Source organism: Streptomyces sp. NPDC028368 (genome assembly GCF_055565615.1).
In genome coordinates, this window is sequence record NZ_JBVHTY010000009.1 from 1 (window position 1) to 24,101 (window position 24,101).

21 protein-coding genes are annotated in these 24,101 nt (G+C 69.6%); 11 read left to right on the forward strand and 10 right to left on the reverse strand.

Going from position 1 to position 24,101, the window contains the following annotated elements; genetic code table 11:
* Window positions 1-95: 95 nt before the first annotated feature.
* Window positions 96-1,838, reverse strand: coding sequence for a pyruvate dehydrogenase (locus tag ACZ4S3_RS21455; protein WP_467936502.1), 1,743 nt, complete (start codon window positions 1,836-1,838; stop codon window positions 96-98).
* Window positions 1,839-1,908: 70 nt separating this feature from the next.
* Window positions 1,909-3,087 carry a protein phosphatase 2C domain-containing protein gene (locus ACZ4S3_RS21460; protein ID WP_467936504.1) on the reverse strand — a complete coding sequence of 393 codons (1,179 nt, stop codon included), beginning with the start codon at window positions 3,085-3,087 and terminating at the stop codon, window positions 1,909-1,911.
* A 198-nt stretch (window positions 3,088-3,285) separates the two neighbouring features.
* On the opposite strand from ACZ4S3_RS21460, the gene ACZ4S3_RS21465 reads away from it, so the two are divergent.
* Window positions 3,286-3,768, forward strand: coding sequence for a DUF456 domain-containing protein (locus ACZ4S3_RS21465; protein ID WP_467936506.1), 483 nt, complete (start codon window positions 3,286-3,288; stop codon window positions 3,766-3,768).
* Between the two features lie 90 nt (window positions 3,769-3,858).
* On the opposite strand, the gene ACZ4S3_RS21470 is transcribed toward ACZ4S3_RS21465, so the two are convergent.
* Together ACZ4S3_RS21470 and rsgA are read right to left on the reverse strand one after the other, a co-directional pair.
* A complete protein-coding gene (locus ACZ4S3_RS21470; protein WP_467936998.1) occupies window positions 3,859-5,325 on the reverse strand; it encodes a DNA-3-methyladenine glycosylase 2 family protein in 1,467 nt (488 codons plus the stop codon).
* Between the two features lie 163 nt (window positions 5,326-5,488).
* Window positions 5,489-6,616 carry a ribosome small subunit-dependent GTPase A gene (gene rsgA, locus ACZ4S3_RS21475; RefSeq protein ID WP_467936508.1) on the reverse strand — a complete coding sequence of 376 codons (1,128 nt, stop codon included), beginning with the start codon at window positions 6,614-6,616 and terminating at the stop codon, window positions 5,489-5,491.
* A gap of 478 nt (window positions 6,617-7,094) precedes the next feature.
* Here rsgA and ACZ4S3_RS21480 point away from each other — a divergent pair, with 478 nt between their 5' ends.
* Both ACZ4S3_RS21480 and ACZ4S3_RS21485 read left to right on the forward strand, forming a co-directional pair.
* Window positions 7,095-7,853: an IclR family transcriptional regulator gene (locus ACZ4S3_RS21480; protein WP_467936510.1), complete on the forward strand. Its 759-nt coding sequence runs from the start codon at window positions 7,095-7,097 to the stop codon at window positions 7,851-7,853.
* Between the two features lie 97 nt (window positions 7,854-7,950).
* Window positions 7,951-9,213, forward strand: a complete 1,263-nt coding sequence (locus ACZ4S3_RS21485; protein ID WP_467936513.1) for a PP2C family protein-serine/threonine phosphatase — start codon at window positions 7,951-7,953, stop codon at window positions 9,211-9,213.
* A 29-nt stretch (window positions 9,214-9,242) separates the two neighbouring features.
* Here ACZ4S3_RS21485 and ACZ4S3_RS21490 read toward each other — a convergent pair whose 3' ends face one another.
* Both ACZ4S3_RS21490 and ACZ4S3_RS21495 read right to left on the reverse strand, forming a co-directional pair.
* Window positions 9,243-9,902, reverse strand: a complete 660-nt coding sequence (locus ACZ4S3_RS21490) for an HAD family hydrolase (RefSeq protein WP_467936515.1) — start codon at window positions 9,900-9,902, stop codon at window positions 9,243-9,245.
* 4 nt (window positions 9,903-9,906) lie between these two features.
* Window positions 9,907-10,665, reverse strand: a complete 759-nt coding sequence (locus ACZ4S3_RS21495) for a DeoR/GlpR family DNA-binding transcription regulator (RefSeq protein ID WP_467936517.1) — start codon at window positions 10,663-10,665, stop codon at window positions 9,907-9,909.
* A gap of 73 nt (window positions 10,666-10,738) precedes the next feature.
* Between ACZ4S3_RS21495 and ACZ4S3_RS21500 the strand changes: the two genes are divergently transcribed.
* Together ACZ4S3_RS21500 and ACZ4S3_RS21505 are read left to right on the forward strand one after the other, a co-directional pair.
* The gene (locus tag ACZ4S3_RS21500; RefSeq protein ID WP_467936519.1) at window positions 10,739-11,971 is read left to right on the forward strand and encodes an MFS transporter; all 1,233 of its coding nucleotides are present in this window, start codon (window positions 10,739-10,741) and stop codon (window positions 11,969-11,971) included.
* A 37-nt stretch (window positions 11,972-12,008) separates the two neighbouring features.
* The gene (locus ACZ4S3_RS21505) at window positions 12,009-12,413 is read left to right on the forward strand and encodes an MmyB family transcriptional regulator (RefSeq protein WP_467937000.1); all 405 of its coding nucleotides are present in this window, start codon (window positions 12,009-12,011) and stop codon (window positions 12,411-12,413) included.
* A gap of 278 nt (window positions 12,414-12,691) precedes the next feature.
* Here ACZ4S3_RS21505 and ACZ4S3_RS21510 read toward each other — a convergent pair whose 3' ends face one another.
* Window positions 12,692-13,375 (reverse strand): DUF899 family protein, encoded by a 684-nt coding sequence (locus tag ACZ4S3_RS21510; RefSeq protein WP_467936521.1) that lies wholly within the window; start codon window positions 13,373-13,375, stop codon window positions 12,692-12,694.
* Window positions 13,376-14,325: 950 nt separating this feature from the next.
* On the opposite strand from ACZ4S3_RS21510, the gene ACZ4S3_RS21515 reads away from it, so the two are divergent.
* From ACZ4S3_RS21515 to ACZ4S3_RS21530, 4 genes are all read left to right on the forward strand, one after another.
* The gene (locus tag ACZ4S3_RS21515) at window positions 14,326-14,868 is read left to right on the forward strand and encodes a LuxR C-terminal-related transcriptional regulator (protein WP_467936524.1); all 543 of its coding nucleotides are present in this window, start codon (window positions 14,326-14,328) and stop codon (window positions 14,866-14,868) included.
* A gap of 293 nt (window positions 14,869-15,161) precedes the next feature.
* On the forward strand, window positions 15,162-15,959 hold the full coding sequence (locus tag ACZ4S3_RS21520; protein ID WP_467936525.1) for a hypothetical protein: 798 nt from the start codon (window positions 15,162-15,164) through the stop codon (window positions 15,957-15,959).
* Between the two features lie 174 nt (window positions 15,960-16,133).
* Window positions 16,134-16,727: a DUF5819 family protein gene (locus ACZ4S3_RS21525; RefSeq protein WP_467936526.1), complete on the forward strand. Its 594-nt coding sequence runs from the start codon at window positions 16,134-16,136 to the stop codon at window positions 16,725-16,727.
* On the forward strand, window positions 16,724-17,971 hold the full coding sequence (locus ACZ4S3_RS21530) for an HTTM domain-containing protein (protein ID WP_467936528.1): 1,248 nt from the start codon (window positions 16,724-16,726) through the stop codon (window positions 17,969-17,971). Before ACZ4S3_RS21525 ends, ACZ4S3_RS21530 begins: the two co-directional genes overlap by 4 nt.
* Window positions 17,972-18,004: 33 nt before the next feature.
* On the opposite strand, the gene xylB is transcribed toward ACZ4S3_RS21530, so the two are convergent.
* The 3 genes from xylB to ACZ4S3_RS21545 all read right to left on the reverse strand — a co-directional run bounded on the left by xylB (window position 18,005) and on the right by ACZ4S3_RS21545 (window position 21,347).
* Complete coding sequence (gene xylB / locus ACZ4S3_RS21535; RefSeq protein ID WP_467936530.1) at window positions 18,005-19,408, reverse strand: xylulokinase; 1,404 nt, start codon at window positions 19,406-19,408, stop codon at window positions 18,005-18,007.
* Window positions 19,409-19,451: 43 nt separating this feature from the next.
* Window positions 19,452-20,450, reverse strand: coding sequence for a zinc-dependent alcohol dehydrogenase family protein (locus tag ACZ4S3_RS21540; protein WP_467936532.1), 999 nt, complete (start codon window positions 20,448-20,450; stop codon window positions 19,452-19,454).
* A gap of 87 nt (window positions 20,451-20,537) precedes the next feature.
* Window positions 20,538-21,347, reverse strand: a complete 810-nt coding sequence (locus tag ACZ4S3_RS21545; protein WP_467936534.1) for a DeoR/GlpR family DNA-binding transcription regulator — start codon at window positions 21,345-21,347, stop codon at window positions 20,538-20,540.
* Window positions 21,348-21,504: 157 nt separating this feature from the next.
* Here ACZ4S3_RS21545 and ACZ4S3_RS21550 point away from each other — a divergent pair, with 157 nt between their 5' ends.
* A complete protein-coding gene (locus ACZ4S3_RS21550) occupies window positions 21,505-22,863 on the forward strand; it encodes an MFS transporter (protein WP_467936536.1) in 1,359 nt (452 codons plus the stop codon).
* 87 nt (window positions 22,864-22,950) lie between these two features.
* Window positions 22,951-23,901, forward strand: a complete 951-nt coding sequence (locus tag ACZ4S3_RS21555; RefSeq protein ID WP_467936538.1) for a sugar-binding transcriptional regulator — start codon at window positions 22,951-22,953, stop codon at window positions 23,899-23,901.
* Window positions 23,902-24,101 lie beyond the last annotated feature (200 nt).

A 24,101-nucleotide genomic window follows, 5' to 3' on the forward strand; every position in this document is an offset into this window, starting at 1 on the left:
CAGCCAAGCCCGAGCCCGCCACTGCCACTACCAACGCCGAGGCCACACACCCCACATGCGGTTGCAGTACTAGGGGGACGTCGAACGCATGCCGTCTAGACCCGGGGGATGTTCCGCAGGTTTGAGCGGGCCATCTGCAGCATCTTGCCGACTCCGCCGTCCAGCACGATCTTTCCGGCGGACAGCGCGAAGCCGGACACCATCTCCGCGCTGATCTTCGGCGGGATCGACAGGGCGTGGGGGTCGGTGACGATGTCCACCAGCGCCGGACCGTTGTGCCGGAAAGCATCGCGCAGGGCGCCGCGCACCTGCTTGGGCTTCTCCACCCGTACGCCGTGCGCGCCGGCTGCGCGGGCGATCGCCGCGAAATCCGGGTTGCGGTTGGTGGTGCCGTAGGAGGGCAGGCCGGAGACCATCATCTCCAGCTCCACCATGCCCAGGGAGGAGTTGTTGAAGAGGACGACCTTCACCGGCAGGTCGTACTGGACCAGGGTGAGGAAGTCGCCCATCAGCATGGCGAATCCGCCGTCGCCCGACATCGAGACCACCTGCCGCCGGCGGTCGAGGAACTGCGCGCCGATCGCCTGCGGCAGCGCGTTGGCCATCGAGCCGTGGCTGAACGAACCGATCACCCGGCGACGGCCGTTGGGGGTGAGATAGCGGGCCGCCCAGACGTTGCACATGCCGGTGTCAACGGTGAAGATCGCGTCGTCGGCGGCCTCCTCGTCCAGGACGGAGGTGACGTACTCGGGGTGGATCGGAGTGTGCTTCTCCACCTTGCGGGTGTAGGCCTTGACCACGCCCTCCAGCGCGTCGGCGTGCTTCTTCAACATCCGGTCCAGGAATTTACGGTTCGTCTTCAGCCGCACCTTGGGGATCAGACAGCGCAGCGTCTCGCGGACATCGCCCCAGACGGCGAGGTCGAGCTTGGAGCGGCGGCCGAGGTGTTCGGGCCGGACATCGACCTGGACGATCTTCACGTCGTCGGGGAGGAAGGCGTTGTAGGGGAAGTCGGTACCCAGCAGGATCAGCAGATCGCACTCGTGGGTGGCCTCGTAGGCCGCGCCGTACCCGAGGAGGCCGCTCATGCCGACGTCGTACGGGTTGTCGTACTGAATCCACTCCTTGCCGCGCAGCGCATGCCCGACCGGGGACTTCACCCGCTCCGCGAACTCCATCACCTCGGCGTGCGCGCCCGCCGTGCCGCTGCCGCAGAACAGCGTGATTTTGCCGGCCTCGTCGATCATCCGCGCAAATGTGTCGACCTCGGCGTCTCCCGGCCGTACGGAGGGACGCGCGGTGACCAGGGCGTGCTCGATGGCGCGCTCCGGGGCGGGCTCGGCGGCGATATCGCCGGGGAGGGAGACCACCGCGACGCCGCTCTGGCCGATGGCGTGCTGGATGGCGGTCTGCAGGACGCGGGGCATCTGCTGGGTGCTGGAGATCAGTTCGCTGTAGTGGCTGCACTCGACGAACAGCCGGTCGGGGTGGGTCTCCTGGAAGAAGGTGGTGCCGATCTCGCTGGAGGGGATGTGGGAGGCGAGGGCGAGCACCGGGGCCATGGAGCGGTGCGCGTCGAAGAGACCGTTGATGAGGTGCAGGTTCCCGGGGCCGCAGGATCCGGCGCAGGCGGCGAGCTTGCCGGTGAGCTGCGCCTCCGCGCCGGCGGCGAAGGCGGCCACCTCCTCGTGCCGGACCTGGATCCAGTCGATCGCGGAGTTCCGCCGGATGGCGTCCACCACCGGGTTCAGGCTGTCTCCGACGACTCCGTAGAGCCGTTGCACTCCCGCCCGCACCAGGATGTCCACGAACTGCTCGGCGACGTTCTGCTTGGGCATGGTGGCGCGCTCCTCCGACGGCGGGTGGCTTGGTTTCCATCAACCCATGGGGCGGGGCGGTTCGCCCGCGCTACGACTCCCATACCCCCACGGCCGTACGGTCTTTCGGATGGCCCTCGACGCGCGACCGGGCGGCGGTCAGGAAGTCGACGAGGCCGGGCGGCCGGGCGCCCCACCGGTCGGCCAGTCGGGCGGCGAACGCGGCGTCCGCGCGCAGCGGCTCCGCCAGGCCCGTACTGCACAGCAGCAGGGCGTCCCCGGCGCGGGCGACGGCCGTCCGGAAGAGGAACGGCTCGGCGTCCGCCGCGGCGGGCTCCAGATCCTGCCAGGCGCCGTCGCGCAACCGGAAGAGGCCGCCGGCGCCGGCGCCGAAGAACACCCGGGTACGGCATTCCGGGTCGGCGGGCAGCAGCAGGCAGCGCAGCGTGGCCGTGTATTCCTCCGGCGCGGTGCCCAGTTCCGTGGCCCGGCCGCGCAGCTTGCCGTAGCTGCGGTCGGTGAGCCGCCGCAGCCCGGACCTGAGGGCGTCGATGGGGGGCCTCCCGGCCGAGTCCGTTCGAGGGTGGGGGAGGGCCGTACGGATGTCGTCGGCCAATCGGGTGCAACTGCGGCCGACCGCGCCGCCGATCCAGGTGCAGGCGTCGCGGGCGGCGCGCTGGGAGCCCTCGGCACCCGGCGGGGCGCTCGCCACGGCGACCAGGATCAGGGTGTCCCGGCCGGTGCCGAAGCGGGCGGTGAGCAGGGCGTCGCGGCGGGGTGTGCCGTGGTAGCGGGCGGCGTCGCCGCGCAGGGAGGCGGCGCGGAGGGTGAGCGAGCCGTATGCGGCGCCGTCCAGCTCGGTGTCGGGCACCAGGGCGTCGAGCGCGGCGGGGTCGGCGGCGGGGAGCGCCACCGGCTCCGGGCAGTCGCCGATGACGTCGTCGGTGACGTCGCCGATGACATCGCCAGAGACATCGCCAGGGACGTCGCCCGTGGGGGGTTCCCGGCGGGCCGTGGGCGGCGCCGGCGCCGCGGGCGGCTGAGGTGCCGTCAGCGGCTGCCGTCTCCGCGCCGGGCCCGGCCGCCTCCCTCGGGGCGGAGCCACCGCCCGCAGTGCCGAGTCGACCCGGTCATCGAGGGTGTCTGGATCATCGGACGGCCCGGCGTCCCGCACCCCGCCACGTCCCGGCCCGTCCCCCGCCTCCCCCTCTCCGTACAACTGCCGCCACCACTGGTCCTCCTGGCCGCGCCGTGCCCCCTGCTCCGTCATGGCCCGCATTGTCCCTGGATGCGTACCGCGGAAACAGGGCGCGAAGACGGGCTCCCGCCGGGCCGGTGCCGTCCGTCGGAGCGCGCGCCGGGCCCGCTTCCGGCAGGCTTGGGCCATGAGAGAGCGCAGCGTGGGGGTCCCCTCGGCCGATGTCCCCCAGCTTCCGCTGGGGGGTGCCCCCAGGGGGAGAGCCGTCACATGAGCGGGTGGCAGCTGGTCGCGGTCGGCCTGGTCATGCTGCTCGGGCTGCTCGGGGTGCTGGTGCCAGGCGTCCCGGGGCCGCCGATCGTATGGGCCGGGGTGCTGTGGTGGGCGATGACCGAGCAGACCGGCGTCGCCTGGACGATCCTGATCGCCGCCACCGTCCTGCTGCTCCTCAACCAGGCCCTCAAATGGCTGCTGCCGGCCCGCAATCTCCGCGCGGCCGGTGCGCCCTTCCGCACGCTCTTCGTGGCGGGGGTGGCGGGCATCGTCGGGTTCTTCGTGATCCCGGTCATCGGCGGTCTGCTCGGCGCCGTCGGCGGCCTGTACGTCCTCGAGCGGGTCCGGCTGGGCAGCCACGGCGACGCCTGGGCCTCGACCCGCACGGTCATGCGGGCCATCGGCCTGAGCGTGCTGGTCGAGCTGTTCGCCTGTCTGCTGGTCGTCGGCGCCTGGGCGGGGGCCGTGCTCGCGAAGTGAGCGGCGTACGGGCAGGTCATGCGTACCGGCGGGTCCTGCGTACCGGCGGACCCTGCATACGGGGTCACGCGTACGGGTCCTGCCTACGCGTCATGCGTATGCGGCCGCCTCCGCCACCCCCGGGATGTCCCCCTCCGCCCGCAACCCGGCGCGCCACAGATGATGCAGCGCATACGCGCCCCAGGGCCGCCACGCGTCCGCCACACCGGCCGCCCCGGAACCGGCTCCCACATCCGGGTCCCCCATCCCCCGCATCCGGATGTACGCGGCCGCCCGCGGCCCGACGCCGGGGAGGGCGGCCAGCGCACGCTCGGCGGCGTTGCGGTCCGCGCCGGCGTCCAGCGCGATCGCCCCGTCGGCGAGCGCGGCGCACAGCGCGCGCACCGGTGCCGGGACGTCCGCACCGGTCAGCTCGGCCGGTGCCGGGAAGACATGGGTGAGCCCGCCATCGGGCGCATCCAGCGGCTTGCCGTACGCCCGCACCAGCTCCGCGGCGCGCTCCGGGGGCCCGCCGAGCACCGTCCGTACGGCGAGCTCCTCGGGGTCCGCCGCACCGGGCGAACGCAACCCGGGGCGTTCGGCCACCAGGGGGCCGAGCACGGGATCGGTGCCCAGCCGCTCCGCCACGGCGTAGGGGTCGGCGTCCAGGTCGAAGAGGCGGCGCAGCCGCTGGACGGCCGTCGACAGGTCCCGCAGATCGGTCAGTCGCAGCCGGCACTCCAGCCAGCCGCCGTCCGCGCCCCGCGCCGCCGGGCACACCCGGCCCGCGGGCGGGGTGCGCCGGGCCCGCACGCCGTTGCACTCGTCGACCTCCGCGAGGCCGGTGCCGTAGTCGAGCCGCAGCATCCGGCGGTAGGTGCGGCCGCCCCGCTCCCCCCGCATCTCCTCGACGCCGGGTACCGCCCGAATCTGCAGGAAGTCGAAGAGCTCGGCCTCCGCGAACGGGCCCCGGTAGGTCAGCCGCAGCGGAATCCCGCCGGCCGCGCTGCGGGCCCTGCCCCGGACCGCGGCGGCCCGCAGCTCGCTCGGCGTACCGGCGTAGATCTCCCGCATCGTGTCGTTGAACTGCCGGATGCTGGCGAACCCGGCCGCGAACGCCAGCTCGGTGACCGGCAGCTCCGTGGTCTGCAGCAGCACCCGGGCGGTGTGCGCCCGGCGGGCCCGCGCCAGCGCCACCGGGCCCGCGCCGAGCTCCGCGGTCAGCTGCCGCTGCACCTGACGCGCGCTGTAGCCCAGCCGCCGCGCCAGTCCGCCGACGCCCTCCCGGTCGACCACCCCGTCGCCGATGAACCGCATGGCACGGCCGACCAGATCGGCCCGGACATTCCACTCCGCCGACCCCGGCACGGCATCCGGCCGGCACCGCCGGCAGGCCCGGAATCCGGCGCCCTGCGCGGCGGCGGCCGACGGGAAGAACCGCACATTGACCCGCTTGGGAGTGACCGCGGGGCAGCTCGGCCGGCAGTAGATCCCCGTGGTCCGCACCGCGAAGAAGAACTCCCCGTCGAATCGCGCATCCCGACTGGACACCGCTTCGTACCGGGTCTCGTCGTCCATCACATCGTTCCTCACGGCCCCAGTGTGCGCCGTCCGAACCCCCCTCTCCGGCGGAATTCGGACGCAGCGCTGGCGGCCGCCGGGGCCCACCATCGGACGCAGCTCCGGCGACCGCCGGGGCCCGCCAGAGGCAGCCCCCGGCAACTGCTCCCCGCCTCCTGCGCTACCTCAGCGGCCCCCGCTTCCGCTCCCCCATGTGCCGCCCCAACGCCTGCTTCTGCCTCCAGTCCCGCCGCATCTCCGCCCGCAGCCGGGCATCCGTCTTCGCGACGATCCGCAGATTCTCGCGCTGCAGCTTCCGGTAGCTCTCCAGCCGACGCTCGGACAGCGCCCCGCTCCCGACGGCCTCCAGCACCGCGCAACCGGGCTCCGCCTCATGCGCACAGTCGTGAAAACGGCAGTCCCCGGCCAGCGCCTCGACATCCGAGAACGTCCGCGCCAGCCCGCCCGCCGCGTCCCACATCCCGACGCCGCGCAGCCCGGGTGTATCGATCAGCACCCCACCGCACGGCAGCACCAGCAGATCCCGCGTCGTGGTGGTGTGCCGCCCTTTGCCGTCCCGGTCCCGGATGGCCTGGACGACCTGCGCGCTCGCGCCGACCAGCGCGTTGGCCAGCGTGGACTTGCCGGCCCCGGACTGCCCCAGCAGTACGGACGTCCCGCCGGCGAGCACGGCGGCCAGCACATCGAGCCCCGCACCGGTCGTCGAGCTGACCGCCAGCACCTGCACCCCGGGAGCCGCGGACTCGGCATCCGCGAGGAGATACGCCAGCCCGTCCGCCTCCCCGGCCAGATCCGCCTTGGTCAGCACCACCAGCGGCTGCGCCCCGCTCTCCCAGGCGAGCGAGACGAACCGCTCGATACGCCCGAGGTCCAGCGCATCGGCCAGCGATACCGCGATCACCGCATGATCGACGTTGGCCGCCAGGATCTGCCCCTCGGATCGCTTCGACGACGTCGACCGCACAAACGACGTACGCCGCGGCAGCAACGCCCGTACCACACCGTCGAGATGATCGGCGATCAGCCCGTTCTCCAGATCGATCACGGCCCAGTCACCGGTGCACGGCACGCGCATCGGATCGCTCGTCGCTACGAGTGCGGTGTCCGCCAGAACGGTCCGGATGCCGTCGCTGTCAGCCACGACAACATCCACCCGTCCGCGATCCACGCGGACGATACGGCCGGGCACAAACCCCTGCCCGGCAAAGGGGAGGAAACTCTCCGCGAACGCTTCGTCCCAGCCGTAACCGGCCAGTGGGTGCGCAGCGGAAGGATTGAGGTCGAACAACGGGATGACCCTTCAAGAAGGTGCAGTCCCGGCTGCGCGCGCAACGCGCGAGGAGAGGCGAAAAGTCGAGTCAGCCGGAGACCACGAAGGTGAAATTGATGATCTTCTGGGTACGGGCAACGCCCATCGCAATGACAGTCATCAGTACTCACCTCCCGGATTCCTCAACGGCCGACGACGGCAGCTCCAGGCCACCGTCAAGAACATCGCTGAGCGTAGAGCAGCACCGGACAACAGCGCCAACCCTTTTCCCGCACCCCCTTCGCCGACACCCGCGGCGTACCCGGACCTCGACCTGTCCGATCTGCCAGGGCGCGGCGGCCAAGCGCCCTGCGCCGGCAGGTATGGGCGCGAGCGTGCGCGGCCGGGCGCCGGGCTTGGGTGATCGGGCCGGCGCCGCGGCGGCGACCGGCCGTCGTTTCGGCGATGCCGGCCGAGGAACCTTGCTGGCACGGTGCGCCGGGCGCAAGCTTGTGGTGTGGGTGCTCAGGACGGCCCTACGCTCATTACGTCCGTGCAGCGAGCCTTCCGCTTGATGGAGGCCGTGGGGGCACACGAGGGCGGTGCCCCGGCGAAGCAGCTGGCACGCGAGGCAGAGCTGCCCCTGGCCACCACCTATCACCTGCTGCGGACGATGGTCCATGACGGATACCTGAGGAAGCTGGAGGACGGCGGGTTCGTCATCGGGGACAAGCTGCACACGTTGCACGTCGGAAGCCACGGACAGACGCAGCTCACCCGCGTCCGTCCCGTGCTCGCCGCTCTACGGGACGAACTGTCGGCCGCCGCTTATCTGACCCTCTACAAGGAGGGCGAGATCCGGGTCATCGAGATCGTCGACAGCCCCCGGGCACCTCGGGTCGACCTCTGGGTGGGATTCGAGGATGCCGGGCATGCCACAGCGCTGGGTAAGTGTGTTCTGCGCGAGCTCGACGACGACGCCCGCAACGATTACCTCTCCCGGCACCCACTCGCCGATCTCACGCCCCGCACCATCACCCACCGTTCCGAACTGCTCCGACGGCTCGACTCGTCACCCACCGCCTCGGCCGTCATGGACCTGGAGGAGTACGCCCTCGGCACGGTGTGCATCGCGGTGCCCGTATACAGCGGGGACTCGCTCGGCTCGCTCGGCGTCTCCCTTCGGGCGGACCAGGTCACCCGCATCGACCAGGTCCGAGCGCGGCTTCTCCCCGCAGCGAGTCGCGTGACCAGGGGTCTTTCGCTCACTATCTGAAATTCTCGACCTTGCGACTCACCCGCAAATGCCTGTTTTCTTAACAAAACGGACACAGAGGCGTATGCCAACGGATCGGGGAGTTGCGGTCGAGAACATGAGTCAGGCCCGAGACCCTCAGCGCGACCGTCGACCGACCTGGAAGCTCAGCAAGCGGGCACCCGGCTCCGGGGCACCGGACCAGCCACACACCGCAGCCCGCCTCGCCGCGGGGGCACCCGCACTGATCATCGCCGCCGTGGCGCTCCTCGCCGCCGTCAACGGAGCCGGGATGGTCTGGTTGCCGCTGCTCGCCGTCGGGCCTGCGCTGGCCGCTGCCACCAGCAGGCCGTGGGGAGTCCTTCGTATCGGCTTCCTCGCCACGGCCCTGGGCGCCGTGCTCGGGACCCAGGGCGGTGCATCCGGCCGCGCTCAAGCGATCATGCTGTCCACACTGGTCGCCGTAACCCTGGCGAGCGGCCTGGCCAGCGCGCTGCGCGGGCATCGAGAACGGGTACTGGCAGCCGTCCGCTCGGTCGCCGAAGCCGCCCAGCACGCCCTGCTCAAACCCGTACCCGCCGCTGTCGGCCAGTTCCAGGTGGCCGTCCGCTACAGCGCCGCCGCGGCGGAGGCCCGAATCGGCGGGGACCTCTACGCGCTGGTGCCCACCCCGTACGGAGTCCGGCTGATCGTTGGCGATGTGCGCGGCAAGGGCCTGCCTGCGGTGAGCACCGCCGCGCTCGTGCTCGGCGTCTTCCGCGAGGCCGCCTACGACGAGCCGGACCTCCTGGCTGTCGTCGGCAGGATCGAGCGGAGCCTGGCGCGCAACCTTGGTCCCGACGACTTCGTCACCGCTGTGGTCGCCGGGTTCCCCCGGGCCGGATGCCTGGAGGTGGTCAACTGTGGACACGCCCCTCCGCTCCTGGTCCGCGAATCCGACGTCCTGGCCGTCGAACCGACCCATCCGGCTCCGCCGCTCGGGCTGAGCGCCCTCACCGGTGAGGCCCCGAGCCTCCAGGTGCTGCCTTTCACCGACGGCGACCAGTTGCTCCTCTATACCGACGGGGTCACCGAGGCCCGTAACCACAGCCGTGAGTTCTACCCGCTCACCCAGCGGGTGGCACGGCACATGTCGGACGAACCGTCCCGCACCCTCGCCGCTCTGCATCACGACCTGCTGACGCACGTGGGCGGCCGGCTCCACGACGACGCGGCGCTGCTTCTGCTCCGGAAACCGACCGTTGCCGACTCGACATCCGCCGGTGGGTGCCAGGCCCCCCACACCTCCCAGGCCTCCCAGGCTTCCGTAGGCAGCAGATTCGTCTCCCAGTCGCAGCACGCCGACGAAGCCGTGGAAGACGTTCGCTGTGACAGCACCTGAGAGGGAGTGACGGTAACCGAGACGGATGATCACGATGGCCCCGGCCGGATCCGGGGCGAGGCGGGCACCGCGCCATGGCCGCTGCCCGCGTCCCACCGGTCGAGGGCTTCCCTCAGCCGGGCGGGCGTGGTGAAAAGGTGGCCGCGCATGCCGGTCGCCTCGGCGGCGCGGACGTTGTCCTGACGGTCGTCGACGAAGAGGATGCGATCCGGTGCGGCGCGCAGAGCGTTCCGGCACCACCGGTAGGCGTCCGGCTCGGGTTTGGCGTGGCCGATGCGGCAGGAGAAGGCGCGCAGGTGGAAGCGCTTGAGCCAGCCGTGGTGTTCTTCGTAGTGGGCGGCCAGTTCCTCGGGGATGTTGGACAGCAGCGCGATACGCCGGCCGGACGCCGCGAGCTCTTCGATCAGGGCGACCATGGTCTCGTCGACGGCGCTCCAGCCGGCGATGTCGGCCTCGATGAGCTGTGCGATCCGGTCGTCGTCGAAGTGGGTGCCGAGGGAGCCGGCCACCTGACGCCAGTAGCCGGAAGCGGTCACCTCTCCGCGGTCGTACGGCGGGCGCTGTGCCCAGTAGGCACCCCAGAAGGCCTCGGCGGGCACGGCCGCCGTCCGGACCAGCCGGTTCTTGCCTTCCTGGGACTGGTGGCGTGCGATGACGCCGAACAGGTCGAAGAGCACGGTGCCGGTCACGTGGTCACACCTTTCGAACGGCCACGCCCGCCGCGGCCAGTGCGTCGGTCTCATCGCTGGGGGCTGCCTCGTCGGTGACGACGGCGTGCAGAGCGGAGGCGGGGGCGACGAATGCGAGGGCGGTGCGGGAGAGCTTGGCGGCCTCCGCGACGGCGATGACGCGGCGAGCCGAGGCGATCGCGGCGCGCTTGACGGCGGCGTCCTCCAGGTCGTAGGCGGTCAGACCGTTCGTCGCCTGCAGTCCGCAGCAGCCGATGACGGCGGTGTCGAAGCGGAGGGCGGCCAGCGACGCCGCGGTCAGAGGGCCGGCCAGCGCCAGCTCGCCCGGCCGCGGCCGGCCGCCGGGGACCAGCAGCGTCAGCTGCGGTGCCATGGCCAGCGCGTTCACCGCGTGGAGGGACAGCGGCATCACGGTCAGCCGACGGTGTTCGAGCGCACGGGCCACCTCCAGGCAGGTGGTGCCGCTGTCGAGGACGACGGACTCGCCGTCGGCGATCAGCCCGTCGACCTCGGCGGCGATGCGCCGCTTGGCCTCCAGCCCCTCCTGCGCCCGCAGCGCGAAGGGGGGTTCATCGCCGCGCAGCACCAGGCTTCTCGCTCCTCCGCGGTAACGCTCCAGAACGCCCTGGTCGGCCAGGACCTCCAGGTCGCGGCGGATGGTCATCTCCGAAGCGCCGGTGAGTCCGGCCAGCTCCGCGACGCCGATGCGGCCCGCCTCGCGCACGGCATCGGTGATCTGCCTGAGTCGGTCTCTGCTCGCCATGCCCATATTGAACATTGATTGCGTTCAAACGGCAACCTTACGAACAGAGAATTTGTTCGTTACGTTCGTAAGCATGAAGAGACCACTGCGAGCCGGCCGGCTGGCCACCTTCGCCTACTTCGCCTTGAACGGCTTCCTCATGGGGATGTGGATCGTCCACATTCCCGTCATCGAGCACCGCGCCGGGATAAGCCATGCCCTGCTCGGCTGGCTCCTGCTGTTGCTCGGCGCGGGAGCCTTCGCGGGCATGCAGATCAGCGGACCGCTCACCGACCGGTTCGGCGCCCGCGCCGTCGTGCCGGCCGGCGCGGCACTGTGCAGCGCGACCCTGATCCTGCCGGGCCTGGCCGCCAACGTCTGGACGCTCGGGGCGGCGCTGCTCGCACTCGGCTTCGGCAACGGCTGCCTGGACGTCAGCATGAACGCCCATGCCGTCCAGGTCGAGCGCGGCTACCAACGGCCCGTCATGTCCGCCTTCCACGCCACCTTCTCCATCGGCGGCGTCCTTGCCGCGCTGGTCGGCGCCCGCACACTCAGCTGGAACTGGAGCCCGCCGGTCACCCTCGGCGCGATGGCGCTTCTCGGCCTCGCCGTGGCCGCGGCGGCCGCCCCCGCTCTGCTGCGGCCCGAGCGCCCCCGGACCGAAGAAACCGCCGGCCCTGTTGCGAAGACCCGGCGCAGGACTCCCCGGCGGATCTGGGGACTGGCCGCTCTCGCCTTGATGCTCATGCTCTGCGAAGGCGTGGCCAACGACTGGAGCGTGCTCCAGTTCAGGGACGTCCTGAACGCGCCGGCCGCCACCGCCGCCCTCGCCTACGGAGCCTTCGCCACCGCCATGACCATCGGACGCCTGCTCGCCGACCGGGTGGCCGCGCGATTCGGCCCGGTGGCCATCCTCCGCTACGGAGCGTCCATGGCCGCACTCGGCCTGACGGTGGTGGCGCTGTCCCCCTGGATTCCCCTGGCCCTGATCGGCTGGACCATGTTCGGAACCGGGCTGTCCGGCTGCATCCCCCAGCTCTTCAGCGCGGCAGGCCACACCGACCGGGACGCCGCCGGAGCCAACGTCTCCCGCGTCGCGGGCCTCGGCTACCTCGGCATGCTCGCCGGGCCCGCCCTCATCGGACCGCTGACCCACTTCATCGCACTCAACGTCACGTTCTTCCTGCCCGTGGCGTTTTGCCTCATCGCCGCCTGCACGGCCGGCGCCCTGCGCCCCGCCGGCGCCGCGGCCGAAGGGGAAGGGCTCGACGGCTTCGGCCCGCTTCGGGCCCCGGCACCCGACGAGACCGTCCCCTTCACGTAGTCCAGGATCCCGTTCACGTAGCCCAGGATCCGCAGCGCTGCTCACCGACCCCCCGCGCTTGCCTCCGAAGCGGCGCAATCTGCCGTGGCTGGTGTTCCGCTGGCCCCCGGCCCGCGCCCTGATCGTGAACTGGGAGACGGAAGCGCGCTATCTGCTGGGGCAGTTCCGTGCCAACGCAGCCCGGCATCCCGACGACGGGCGGTACGCCGAGATCGTCGGCGAGATCACCCAGGACCCGGACGCGGCCCGCTGGTACGACCGGCGGGAGACGGCCGTCTACCAGCCCGCGATGCGGCGCTTCCGGCACCCCGTCGCAGGTGAACTGCGGCTGCGTTACGTGAAGTTGGCCGCCGTCGACGAGCCCGGCCATCACTTCCTGTGCTATCTGCCCGATGACCGGGACGCCGAGGCGGCTGTGCACAGACTCACCGAGGGCGGGTGAACGCGGCGCGCTTTCAGTCCGGCCATGCCGGGTAGCGGCGCCTGCCGTAGAGGAGCGGACCGGGGCCGGGCGGGTCGCAGGCGTCGGTCCACGTCACCTCGCGGCGGGTCGAGGGATACCGAGCACAGCGCGGTGCAGGTGAAACCGTGGGGAGTGCCGGCTTCGTCCGCCGTGGGTCACCACGGCCACGGCCCCGGCGCGGGATCCCACCAGGGCGCGGAACGCTTCGGGGTGACCGGCTGCTGGAGCGAAACCGGTGCTGCCCGCGCGGCCGACGGTCAGTAGTCGAGCCGCGGCCACCAGTCGCCGCCCCGGCCGCGCGGAGTGAGGTCGAGGAGGTGCCAGAGGGGGGCGAGGAGGTCGATGCCGCGCTGGTCGATGTCGACGGCCATGCGGGGGTGTGCCGAGTAGGAGTGGCGCGGGGTTCCGTCGACGTCCTGGGTGAAGACGGAGATCGTCGAGTCCTGCTCGCCGTCCTTGTCCTCGCTGCCGAGATCGTACTTGAACGTGCTGTCCCCGCAGCTCAGCAGCCGCAGCCCGTGCCATCCACGGTTGCGCGCATGCTGCCGCAGGACGGGCGGGTCGGCGGCCGCGGCGATGGCGAAGTCGGCGTTCTGGGCGATGTGGTGGGCGATGCCGTTGAAGCCGTCGATCCACAGGGTGCACATCGGGCATGGCTCGGTCTGCTTCTTGCCGTACATGAGGTGGTAGACGATCAACGGGCGTTCCGGCGTGGTGAACAGCCCGCTCAGGGAGACCTCGCGGACCGGTGCGTCGCCCGCGTCGAGGTCGGAGGGGCCTTCGATGAAGACGTAGTCATCGACGGCCGGCCCCGACGGGAGCGTGCGTCGCTGGGCGGCGACGCGTTCGCGGTGGCGCATGAGGTCGATCTCGGCCAGTCGGAGCTCTTCCCGGGCGGCGAGGTAGTCCGCCGATTCGCCGGGCAGTCTGGTGTGCCGCATGGCGCCTCCTGAAGGGGGCGATTCACCCGTTTTCCCAGTCTATGGGGACGCGTATGGCCTTGCATGGCGTTCGAGGCGGCCCTGCGGGGGCAATGTCCTCCGAACCAGTGGTGCTCGGGGACGTTACGCCTCCGTCTCCGCTCCACAGAGGCACAAAGACTTTGACGTAGTCGATCCCACCAACGACATACGCCGCGGCAGCAATCCCCGCACCACACCGTCGACATGATCGCCGCTCAGTCCGTTCTCCAGCTCGATCACGGCCCAGTCACCGGTGCACGGCACCCGCATCAGGTCGCTGCACCCGTGCAATGGCGCCATGCGTTTTCAGATAGGCGCGGTGGCACGGCTACGTTAAGCGGCAGCGCCAGCGGCACGAGGCCGTCAACGTGCCCGAATTTCTGCGATCGTTGCCGGCGTCCGCCCACTCATGCAATTCCCGGGAATTCGCCAGGGATTTAGTCATCGTGCTCGGAGTTTCATCCGCAGTTCAGCGCCCCTCCTTGTCTTCTCGGGAAAGGAGGGGGCGAAGTGGAGGAAGGGTAGGGAAATGAGCTCCCCCGGACGCCACCGAACAGGCCGCCGTCGCGCCTGCTCGCGGCAACGCCGCGGTGACGCCCGGATCGCAGAGCTGGAACACCTCCGGGGCGCCTGTACCACCCGACCGAAACGGCCACCGAACGCGTCCCGGGCGCCCGCGACCCGGTCGGCGCAAGTGCGTGCCCGCGCAGGTCAGGGGGCAGGTCAGGTGCGCCGCCTGGCGTACTAGGCATGCCGATGGTCGAAAATGGGTCCAGTCTGGGGGTGAGACGGTAGGACCGACGGCCGTCGACTCCGTTGCCCGTCGCGTGGCGGGTGTTCCTCTCTCCCCTGGGACCTCGATGAACGCGCCCCTAACGCCTATTAGTGTCATCTGCGACTGCCCGCTCCTTCTGCACGGCCTGGCACACGTGATCAACCCCGAGCCGGATCTGCAGATTGTGCACTCGGTCAGGAAGGTTGGCGATCATCCCAGCAACGGTAATGGCGGAGGGGTCGTCCTGCTGAACCTGCAGCTGCCTACCTGGGAGACCTCCAATGCCGTCGCCCAATTGCACCTGCAAGGACATTCGGTCATTGTGCTGTCGGTCTCCGAAACGCAATCCGACGTAGTCTTGTGCATTAAGGCCGGCGCGCGTGGTTACCTGGGCCAGAGAATTGGCGAGGCGGAATTGCTTACCGCCATCCGTGCCGTAGCTTCAGGGTGCAGCTACTTCTCCACTCACCTCAACGGCCGGGTCCTGCCCGTGCCGCCTCTCCACATCACCGACCGCGAGCGGCAGATCCTGCAACTCCTTGCCAGCGGTGCCACAGACCGGGAGATCGCCAGCAAGTTGAACATCACCGAAAACACCGTGCATTCACATCTGGACCGGCTGCGCAGCAAGAGCGGCTCGCACCGACGGGCGGATCTGACCCGGCTGGCGCTCCGCTACGGCCTGACTGGTTATTGACTTTCGAACTAGGCAGTTCTACCCCATATGACAGTCGACGGTTTTACCCACACCCAAACCAGCCATTCTGCCCCTTGAATTTTTGGGTGAATTAGACAAACGTTGCGTGGTAGAACGCAATGAAGCAGCGTCAACGACATGTCGCGTCGCGGCGCGGCGCGCATGGAGACGCTCATGTGGGAGCCACGGGATTTCGCACTCACGTCACCGGCCTTCCAGGTCGTCGCAGGTGAAGATGACAAATTTGCGCGACTCCCTTTTGACATTCCTCAAATTTTTTCACGGTGCTGACCATGAAGAAGAAGATGCTCGGTGTTGCGACAGCCATTTGCTTGGCGGCAGGCGGATACGGCATCACGGCCGCTGAGGCGGGAACTGCGCCTCAGGCCGTAAGTTCGGTAGCTGCGCAGACAGCGCAGAGCCACGCAAAAGGTGCCCATTCGAAGGTGAATACTCCGGACCGCCGCCGGTGCCGTTGGATCAATGGGCAAAGGCGTTGCTTCAACAACTTCCTAGGAAATACACAAGGGAACACACAGGGGAACACACAGGGGAACACTCAAGGGAACACGCAAGGCAACACCCAGGGCAACACTCAGGGCAACACGAAAGGCAACACCCAGGGCAACACCCAGGGCAACACCCAGGGCAACACCCAGGGCAACACGCAAGGCAGCACCCAGGGCAACACCCAGGGCAACACCCAGGGCAACACGAAAGGCAGCACCCAGGGCAACACCCAGGGCAACACCCAGGGCAGCACGCAGGGCAACGCGGCCGGCCAGGGCAACACCCAAGGCAACACGCAGGGCAACACCCAAGGCAACGCGGCCGGCCAGGGCAACACCCAAGGCAACACTCAGGGCAACACCCAGGGCAACGCAGCTGGTCAGGGCAACACCCAGGGCAACACGCAGGGCAACGCAGGCGGCAACGCGGGCCAGGGCAACACCCAAGGCAACACCCAGGGCAACACCCAGGGCAACGCAGCCGGTCAGGGCAACACCCAGGGCAACACCCAAGGCAACGCAGGCGGCAACGCGGGCCAGGGAAACACCCAAGGCAACACCCAGGGCAACACCCAGGGCTGAGCCATGACGACAGGCAATGCCAGGCAATCACCTCGTAGCGGGGCGCCAAATGAGGCCCTTCCGCATAGGCCCGCACCGACCGGACAGGTTCCGGGCGGTGCGGGCCAGGGCGCCAAATTGCCGCCGGATCATATCGGCAGGCGGAGCGGGAAATTCGGTCTCTCGCGTGTATCGGTGAGCATCATCGCGGTCGCTGTGGTGGGCGTGCTGGTCGCGGCTACCGTGCACCTGGCAATGGTCTTTTTCAGCATTGCGCCGCTGAATCCGCTCTCCGAGCAGCATTCCGCAGGAATGCAAAAGTACCTCTCTCCCGAACTCACGCAGGACTGGAAGCTGTTCGCCCCCAACCCGACTTCGATCAATTACCATGTACAGGCACGTGCGAAGGTCCGGATGCCCAACGGAAACCTCTCCACCACCAGCTGGGTGGACTTGACCGCGATAGACGAAGCGCAAATCCAGCACAGTCCTCTCCCCAGTCAGACGAATCAGAACGAACTGCGCATCGCCTGGACCAACTTTCTTGACTGGCACGATGAACAGGGTCGCCCCATCGATGTGATGGGAAAGCTGACGCGGGAGTACGTGTTGCGCATCGCCGCCCATCGTCTTGGACCGCACTTCAAGGGCGGCGCCGTGCAGCTCATCCAGGTGCGGTCGGCCAATATCCCGGTGGCGCCGCCTTCGTGGAGCAATCAGCACATCGACAGCACGACCAGCTATCAGGTGGAACCGTGGTGGAGCGTCGATAGCGAGGACTTCAAGTGAGCGCATACATTCCGGGCACGCCCGGCCGCGAATCCGTGCCGTCACCTTTGGCCGGGCTACGGCGCACGCTCGGCGCCGCGATCGGGCGGGGCCTCGCGCGTATCACCAGCGGCCCCATCGCGCCGTACCAGTCGGCGGTCGTCCGGATCGGCTTCTCGTTCACCTGGCTCGCCTATCTGCTGCGCGAGTGGGTGCACCGCGACGAGCTCTACGGGGTGGGCAGCCCGTGGAGCTGGAACATGGCCCACGAACTGATCGCCACAAACCAGGCCTTCACGGCCCTCATGTGGTCTGACAGCCGGCTGTGGTTCGAGGTGGTCTACGCGGCGGCGATGGCCGCGTCGGTGATGCTGCTCCTTGGGTGGCGGACCCGTACCGCCTCACTGCTTTTCATGATCGGTGCACTGGCGCTGCTGAACCGTGGCCCCTTCATGGGGGACGGCAGCGACAATCTCATCCACATCGTGGTGATCTACCTGGTATTCACCCGCTGCGGCCAGGTCTGGTCGTTGGACGCGCGGCGTGCGGCGGCCCGCCGTATCGGTGGGGGCGGCGACCGGGACGTGGTCGGCATCGTCATGTGGGCGTTTTTCGCCGCCGTGCTCGCCTTGGTCACCGTGCTCGGCAAGTTGAGCATGGGCTGGGCGTTGCTGCTCTGGGGCTTCCTCTTCGCGCAAGCGGCGTGGTGGCTGGTGCGGCGCTACGCGCCCGGGGAGCCACGCACCGTGATGGAGATGGTCGGCAACGTCGTGCACGCGGGTGCGATGTTCGTGCTCGTGGTTCAGGTGTGCCTGGTCTACTCGACTGCCGGCTGGTACAAAATCCAGGGCTCCCACTGGCAGGACGGCACAGCGCTCTACTACCCGTTGCACTTGGGGGTCTTCACCCCGTGGCCCGCGTTGTCCCACGCCATCGCGAGCAGCAGCGTGCTCATCATCCTGTTGAGCTACGGCACGGTGATGGCCGAAGTCGCCTTTCCTTTCATGCTCTTCAACAGGCGCGCGAGGACCGTGATGGTCGCGATCATGATGATGATGCATGCGGGCATCGGTATTCTGCTGGGCCTTCCCTTCTTCTCGTTGGTGATGTTCGGGGCGGACGCGCTCTTCCTGCCGACCTCCGTCCTGCGATGGATCGGCGACCGCGTGGTACGCGCAGTGACGCGGACGCGAGCCACGGCGCCCACACCACAGATGGCCCGGAAAGAGACCGAGCTCGAGCCCGTCCTCCACTACCACGCCTGATGCGGGACGCGTGGGACTGCAAGTACCGCGTCCTCACCCGTACACCATCGACCGGGCATGGGCGTACGCCTCCCGGATGCGGCGGCCGGTGGAGCCGTCGGCCGGGGCGGGGATCTCTCTGGCGGTGGCGAGCGGCCAGTGCGGCGGCTCCGGTGTGCCTGCCAGGGTCCAGGCGGCTTGTCGGGCCGCGCCCAGGGCGACGTACTCCTCGGGTTCGGGGACGGTGACCGGGGTGCCGAAGATCTCGGCGGCGATCTCGCCGACCACGGGGGCCTTGGCGGCTCCTCCGATGATGAGTACGCGCCGGGCACTGACGTGTTGGGCCCGTAGCCGGTCGAGGGCGTCGGCCATATTGCAGAGCATGCCTTCGACGGCTGCGCGGGCGAGGTTCGGCGGGTGCATGTTTGCCTTGCGCATGCCCATCAGGCTGCCGGCGGCCTCAGGGAGGTTGGGGGTGCGCTCCCCGCCCAGGTAGGGGAGCAGGACCAGGCCGCCGGCGCCGTGCTCGGCCTCGCGGGCGAGGGGGTCGAGATCGTCGAGCGGGACGCCGAGCATGCGGGCGGCGGAGCTCAGGACCCGGGCGGCGTTGAGGGTGCAAACCAGCGGCAGGAAGCGGCCGGTGGCGTCGGCGAAGCCGGCGACGGCGCCGGTGGGGTCGCCCGTGGGGTGCTCGGAGAGGGCGAAGGCGGTGCCGCTGGTGCCCAGCGAGATCACCACGTCGCCCGGCTGGATGCCCAGTCCCAGGGCCGCGCCCATGTTGTCGCCGGTCCCGGGCGCCACCAGAGCACCGCGCGGCGTGCGGCCGGCCGCTTCGTACGGGCCGAGCACGCGGGGCAGTTGGGGAGTGCGGTCACCGAAGGCGAGGGCGAGGAGGTCGTGGCGGTAGGCGCCCTCGGCCGGCGCCCAGTAGCCGGTGCCCGAGGCGTCTCCCCGGTCGGTGACCGGTTCGGCGCGCGTACCGGGGCCGCCGCACAACTGCCAGGTCAGCCAGTCGTGCGGCAACAGCACCCGGTCGGTTCGGTCCGCGAGGTGCGGCTCGTGCTCGGCCAGCCAGCGCAGTTTGGCGACGGTGATGGCCGCGACCGGTACGGTGCCGACCGCCGCCGCCCATTTCTCCGGCCCGCCGAGGTCGTCGACGAGATCCGCCGCGGCCTGCGCGGAGCGGGTGTCGTTCCACAGCAGCGCGTCGCGCACCGGCTGCCCGGCCGCATCAAGGGCCACCAGGCCGTGCTGCTGACCCGCGACCGCGAGGGCATCCACGTGTTCCAGGAGGCCGTTGCCCGCGTCGAGGAGCGCCTGCCACCAGGCCTCGGGGGCGACCTCGGTGCCATCGGGGTGGGAGGCGCGGCCCCGGTGGAGGACCTCTCCGGTATCGGCGTCACAGACGACGACCTTGCAGGACTGGGTAGAGGAGTCCACCCCGGCAACTGTGGGCATGACGATGTCGCTTCCGTGCAACGAGACGAGAGGGCAGGGGAGTTCAGGGCTGCGGGCGGAGCTGGATCTTGCGACCCGAGCCGTCACGGAACGTCTGGAGGGCGGCGCCGAAGTCGTCCAGACCGAAGCTGTGGGTGATCATCGTGTCGGCGTCGATGACGCCCTTCGCCATCAGGTCCACGGCGCGGCCGAAGCTGTGCAGGACGGCCATCGATCCGACGATGGTGATCTCGTCGTTGTAGACGCTGAAGGGGGAGAACGATGCCTTGGCGGCGGACGGCGCGACGCCGAACTGCTGGAAGGTGCCACCGCGCCGGACCCGGGTGAGGCCGTCCTCGATGACGGGGATGACGCCGGTGCAGTCGATGACGGTCTCCCAGCCCTGCGGCCGGCCCAGATCGGCGGCGCTCGTTGCGGTGGCGTCCGCGCCGAGGCGTTCGGCGATCTCCAGCCGGTCCTTGTTGATGTCGACGACCGAGAGGGATGCCGCGCCGGCGGCCTTGGCGAGCTGAAGCATCATCAGTCCCATGGTGCCCGCACCGTAGACGAGGTAGTGGTCGCCGAGGCGGCGTGGCAGGACGTCGAAGCCGCGTACCGCGCACGACAGCGGCTCGATCAGGGTGCCTTGCGTGACGTCGATGCTCTCGGGCAGCCGGTAGCAGTTGGCGGCCGGTACCTTCACATATTCGGCCATCGCGCCGTCCACGGTGTCGCCGATCGCGCCCCAGTTCTCGCACAGGTTGCCGTGCCCGATCGCACAGTAGTGGCAGGCGCCGCAGAAGAGGGACGGGTCGACGGCGACCTGCTCACCGGTACGCAGTCCGGTGACTCCCGCCCCCAGCGCGACGATCTCGCCGGTGAACTCATGGCCGGGAATGATCGGGTACGGGGTGGGCGCGAACTCGCCCTGGACGATGTGCACATCGGTGCCGCAGATGCCCACCGCGGCGGGCGCGACGATGACCTCGCCGGGGCCCGGGGTGGGGTCGTCGACGGTGGTGACCTCGTAGTGCCCGGGGGTGTGGATGACGACAGCACGCATGGATCGGGGCCTTTCTCGGGGATGCGCTCGGGGATGCGCTCGGGGGGGGGAGAGGGGAAGGCGGGAGCCTCGGCCGGGGCGGCGGGTTCAGCTGTGGGGGTCGTCGGGGCGGCGGACCTCGACGGTGCGGACCTCGACGCCGAGGTCCCGGACGGGCCCGAGTTCGCTCTCCGGGGTGCCGGCGTCGGTGACCAGCAGGTCGTAGCCGCTGACATCGCCGTAGGGGTAGGTGGCGGTGCGGCCGAACTTGCTGTGGTCGACGGCCAGTACGGCGCGGTCGGCGGCCTGCAGATAGGCCTGTTTGGTCTCCGCGTATTCGCGCACCGGGTGGTAGAGCCGGCCGTCGCGGACCGAGGTGGCGGTGACAAAGGCGACGGTGGCGCGGATGTCCTGCAGCTGACGCCGGGTCTGTGGACCCGCGCAGGATTCGAAGTCCTCGTAGAAACGGTCCCCCAGCAGCGTCACCTCGGCCGGGGACGCCGCCAGGAGGTAGGTGATACGCAGGGAGTTGGTGATGACGCGGATCCCGTCGACGGTGGCGAGCCGGCGGGCGAGCGGGAAGAGGGTGGAGCCGCAGTCGATCAGCACCGTGTCGCCGGGGGCGACCTCTTCCATCAGCGCGTCGGTGATGGCGGTCTTGACCTCGACATTGGCGTTCTCCCGGAAGCGCAGGGCGCTCTCCATGGCGAGGTTGGAGAAGGCCGTCGCCACGCCGCGCCCTTTGCGCAGTAGCTGTCGGTCGTGGAGGTTGTCCAGGTCCCGGTGCATGGTCATCACGCTGACGTGCATGCGCCCGGCGAGGTCGGCGATGCGGATCTCGCCTTCCTCGGCGACATGGCGCAGCACCGCCTGCCGGCGCTCCTCGACCTCGGCCTCGGAGCCGCGGCTCGCTCTCATCGTGGGCACCCCCCGTTCGTTTCCGTGGCGGTTCTTCGCCGTGCTCCCACCCTAGGACATCACACATTTTATGTGAAGCTCTTGAAATTCTCTGTGAGGTTGTTCAGTCTGATGGCCACATCCGGGCGAACGCCCGGCCCCTCAGGAGGTCCCCGCCGTGCTGCGCACACCCCAACAGCGCGATCCGTCGCCGCCCCGCCCCACCGTCTTCGGGATCCCCCGAGCCCTCATATGGGGCTATATCGGCGTCCTTCTCTTCATGGTCGGCGACGGTGTGGAGACCAGCTATCTGCCCACGTTCTTCAAGACGGACCTCGGCTTCACGGAGGCGAGCGTCGGCATCGTCTTCACGGCGTACGGCGTCACTGCCGCGGTGGGCGCCTTCCTGGCGGGCGGGCTCTGCGACCTATGGGGACCGCGCCGGGTGATGATGGCCGGCGCCGCCTGCTGGGTGGTCTGCCACACCCTCATGCTCGCGGTCGCCGTCCCCGCCCACTCCTACTGGCTGATCCTGTTCACCTACGGCCTGCGCGGCTTCGGGTATCCGCTGTTCGCCTACGGATTCATGGTCTGGATCATGGCGGGCGCCCCGGAGCGTCAGCTCGGCAAGGCGCTCGGCTGGTTCTGGTTCTGCTTCACCATGGGCTATCCCGTCCTCGGCTCCGCCCTGGTCTCGCTCCTCAAACCCACGATCGGCTTCTACCGCACCCTGTGGGTGTCCCTCTCGATGATCACCGCCGGCGCCCTGGTCGTCCTGTTCCTGCTGCGCGAACGCACCGGATTTCAGGGCCTTTCCAGGGAGGCGGAGCGGGTCAGCCTGCCGCGTACCTTCCTGGGCTGTTTCACCGTGATGTTCGCCAGGCCGCGTGTCGGCATGGGCGCCGTGGTCCGGCTCATCAACACCACCTCGCAGTTCGGCGTGTGGGTCTTCATCCCGCTCTTCCTCGTCGATCAGGTCGGCTTCAGCGCAGCGGAGTGGGCCTCGCTGCTGATCGTCATGATGGTCAGCAATCTCGCCTGCGTCGTGCTCTTCGGCGCGCTCGGTGACAGGTGGAGCCGGCGCAAGACCGTCGCCTGGCTGGGCGGCGTGGTCTCGGCGATCGCCTGTCTGGCGCTGTACTACGTGCCGGAGGCCGTCGGCCACGACTACCTGTTCGTGGCGATCGCCGCCGGTGCACTGGGCGTCGGCATGGCCGGATACGTCCCCCTGCCCCCGCTCATGACCTCTCAGGATCCGGAACGCAAGGGCCAGATCATGTCGGCCTACACACTGGGGGCCGGCGCCAGCATGGCCTTCGGCCCGCTCATCGGCACGCTCTTCATCGGTGTGATCGGCATCGGCGGGGTCATGTGGATCTACGCCGCCCTGCACCTGCTCAGCACGGTCCTCGTGCTGTGCCTGAAGACGCCCGCGACACCTGCGGAACCCGGCGTCCCCGCCGTCACGCACCCGGTGGAGCGGGCGGCGGTAGGAGCGTTGACGGCACCTTCCAGGAAGCTTGAAGAGGAGTTTTAATGGAGGAAAGGCACATGTGAGATGTAGTCGCTCATTCGAGCGCTCGTCGCAGTGTCCGGCGCGGCGTCCGGAAAGGCCAGGGCTGATATGCGCACACATCACACCGGCCCGGAGTATCTGGTGCAGACGGCTGCGATGGCCCGGCGGTTTTATCTCGAAGGCAAATCCAAGATGGAGATCGCCGAGGAATTCGGTATCAGCCGGTTCAAGGTGGCCCGGACGCTGGAGTCCGCCCTCCGCGAAGGCCTGATACGGCTGGAGATACGCCTGCCGGCCGAACTCGACGCCGATCTCTCCGACGCCCTGCGCACGCGATACGGACTGCGGCATGCCATCGTCATCGATTCACGGCAGGAAGTCCCGGACGATACGGTGCAGGCCACCCGGCGCCTCGGCGCGGTGAGCGCCGATCTGCTCGCCGAAATCGTCACCGAGAACGATGTCCTCGGGCTCGTCTGGGGCCCCGAGATCGAGGCCCTCGGCCTCGGACTGACGACACTCGCCCGGTGCACCGTGATCCAACTGTGCGGAGTGACCCCGCTGCGGCCCGTGAATCCGACGGCCGTGGAGGCGGTGCGCCGGGCCGCCACCATCTCAAGGGGTGTCGTCTACCCCATCTACGCACCACTGCTGCTGCCCGACGCAACGGCGGCCCGGATGCTGCGTGAGCAGCCCGGCGTCGTCGATGCGGTGAGCCGCTTCAGCCAGGTGACCAAGGCCATCGTCACCGTCGGCGGATGGGAACCGGGGCTGTCCACCGTGTATGACGCGCTCAGCGACTCCGAACGGGAGGATTACCGGCGCCGAGGAGTATGCGCCGAAGTCGCCGGCCACTTGCTCGATGCCGAGGGCCGCCTCATCGTCCCCGAACTCACCGAACGGGTCATCGCCATCAGCTTTGACGAATTGCGCAAGGTACCTGAAGTGATTCTCCTGGCCGATGGCGCCGAACGGGCCACCGCCACCTCGGCGGCGCTGAAAACCGGCCTCTTCAACGGGGTGGTGACAGACGCCGGGGTTGCCGAGAGCCTGCTGTGACGGCTTGCGGTGACGGCCCGCTCCGAAAGTCCGCTCGGAAATGGTGGCCCCATGCGCCACTGTCCGCGGGCGCCGGCTTTTTGCTCCATTGGTGGAGTGCGGCGGGAATCGGGCATGCGTTCCGCCGTGATGGAGGCGGGCGCGGCGGCTCAAAGGGGATATAAACCTGGTGCGGGCAACAGCAGACGGGGGCCGGGCGG

Bases quoted from the DNA above. Each gene is read 5' to 3' on its own strand.
- ACZ4S3_RS21485 (WP_467936513.1), top strand. From the start codon at position 7,951: ATGAGTCAGGCCCGAGACCCTCAGCGCGACCGTCGACCGACCTGGAAG.
- ACZ4S3_RS21470 (WP_467936998.1), bottom strand. From the start codon at position 5,325: ATGGACGACGAGACCCGGTACGAAGCGGTGTCCAGTCGGGATGCGCGA.
- ACZ4S3_RS21495 (WP_467936517.1), bottom strand. From the start codon at position 10,665: ATGGCGAGCAGAGACCGACTCAGGCAGATCACCGATGCCGTGCGCGAG.
- ACZ4S3_RS21465 (WP_467936506.1), top strand. From the start codon at position 3,286: ATGAGCGGGTGGCAGCTGGTCGCGGTCGGCCTGGTCATGCTGCTCGGG.
- ACZ4S3_RS21540 (WP_467936532.1), bottom strand. From the start codon at position 20,450: ATGCGTGCTGTCGTCATCCACACCCCCGGGCACTACGAGGTCACCACC.
- ACZ4S3_RS21455 (WP_467936502.1), bottom strand. From the start codon at position 1,838: ATGCCCAAGCAGAACGTCGCCGAGCAGTTCGTGGACATCCTGGTGCGG.
- ACZ4S3_RS21500 (WP_467936519.1), top strand. From the start codon at position 10,739: ATGAAGAGACCACTGCGAGCCGGCCGGCTGGCCACCTTCGCCTACTTC.
- ACZ4S3_RS21555 (WP_467936538.1), top strand. From the start codon at position 22,951: ATGCGCACACATCACACCGGCCCGGAGTATCTGGTGCAGACGGCTGCG.
- ACZ4S3_RS21460 (WP_467936504.1), bottom strand. From the start codon at position 3,087: ATGACGGAGCAGGGGGCACGGCGCGGCCAGGAGGACCAGTGGTGGCGG.
- ACZ4S3_RS21520 (WP_467936525.1), top strand. From the start codon at position 15,162: ATGAAGAAGAAGATGCTCGGTGTTGCGACAGCCATTTGCTTGGCGGCA.
- xylB (WP_467936530.1), bottom strand. From the start codon at position 19,408: ATGCCCACAGTTGCCGGGGTGGACTCCTCTACCCAGTCCTGCAAGGTC.
- ACZ4S3_RS21545 (WP_467936534.1), bottom strand. From the start codon at position 21,347: ATGAGAGCGAGCCGCGGCTCCGAGGCCGAGGTCGAGGAGCGCCGGCAG.
- ACZ4S3_RS21510 (WP_467936521.1), bottom strand. From the start codon at position 13,375: ATGCGGCACACCAGACTGCCCGGCGAATCGGCGGACTACCTCGCCGCC.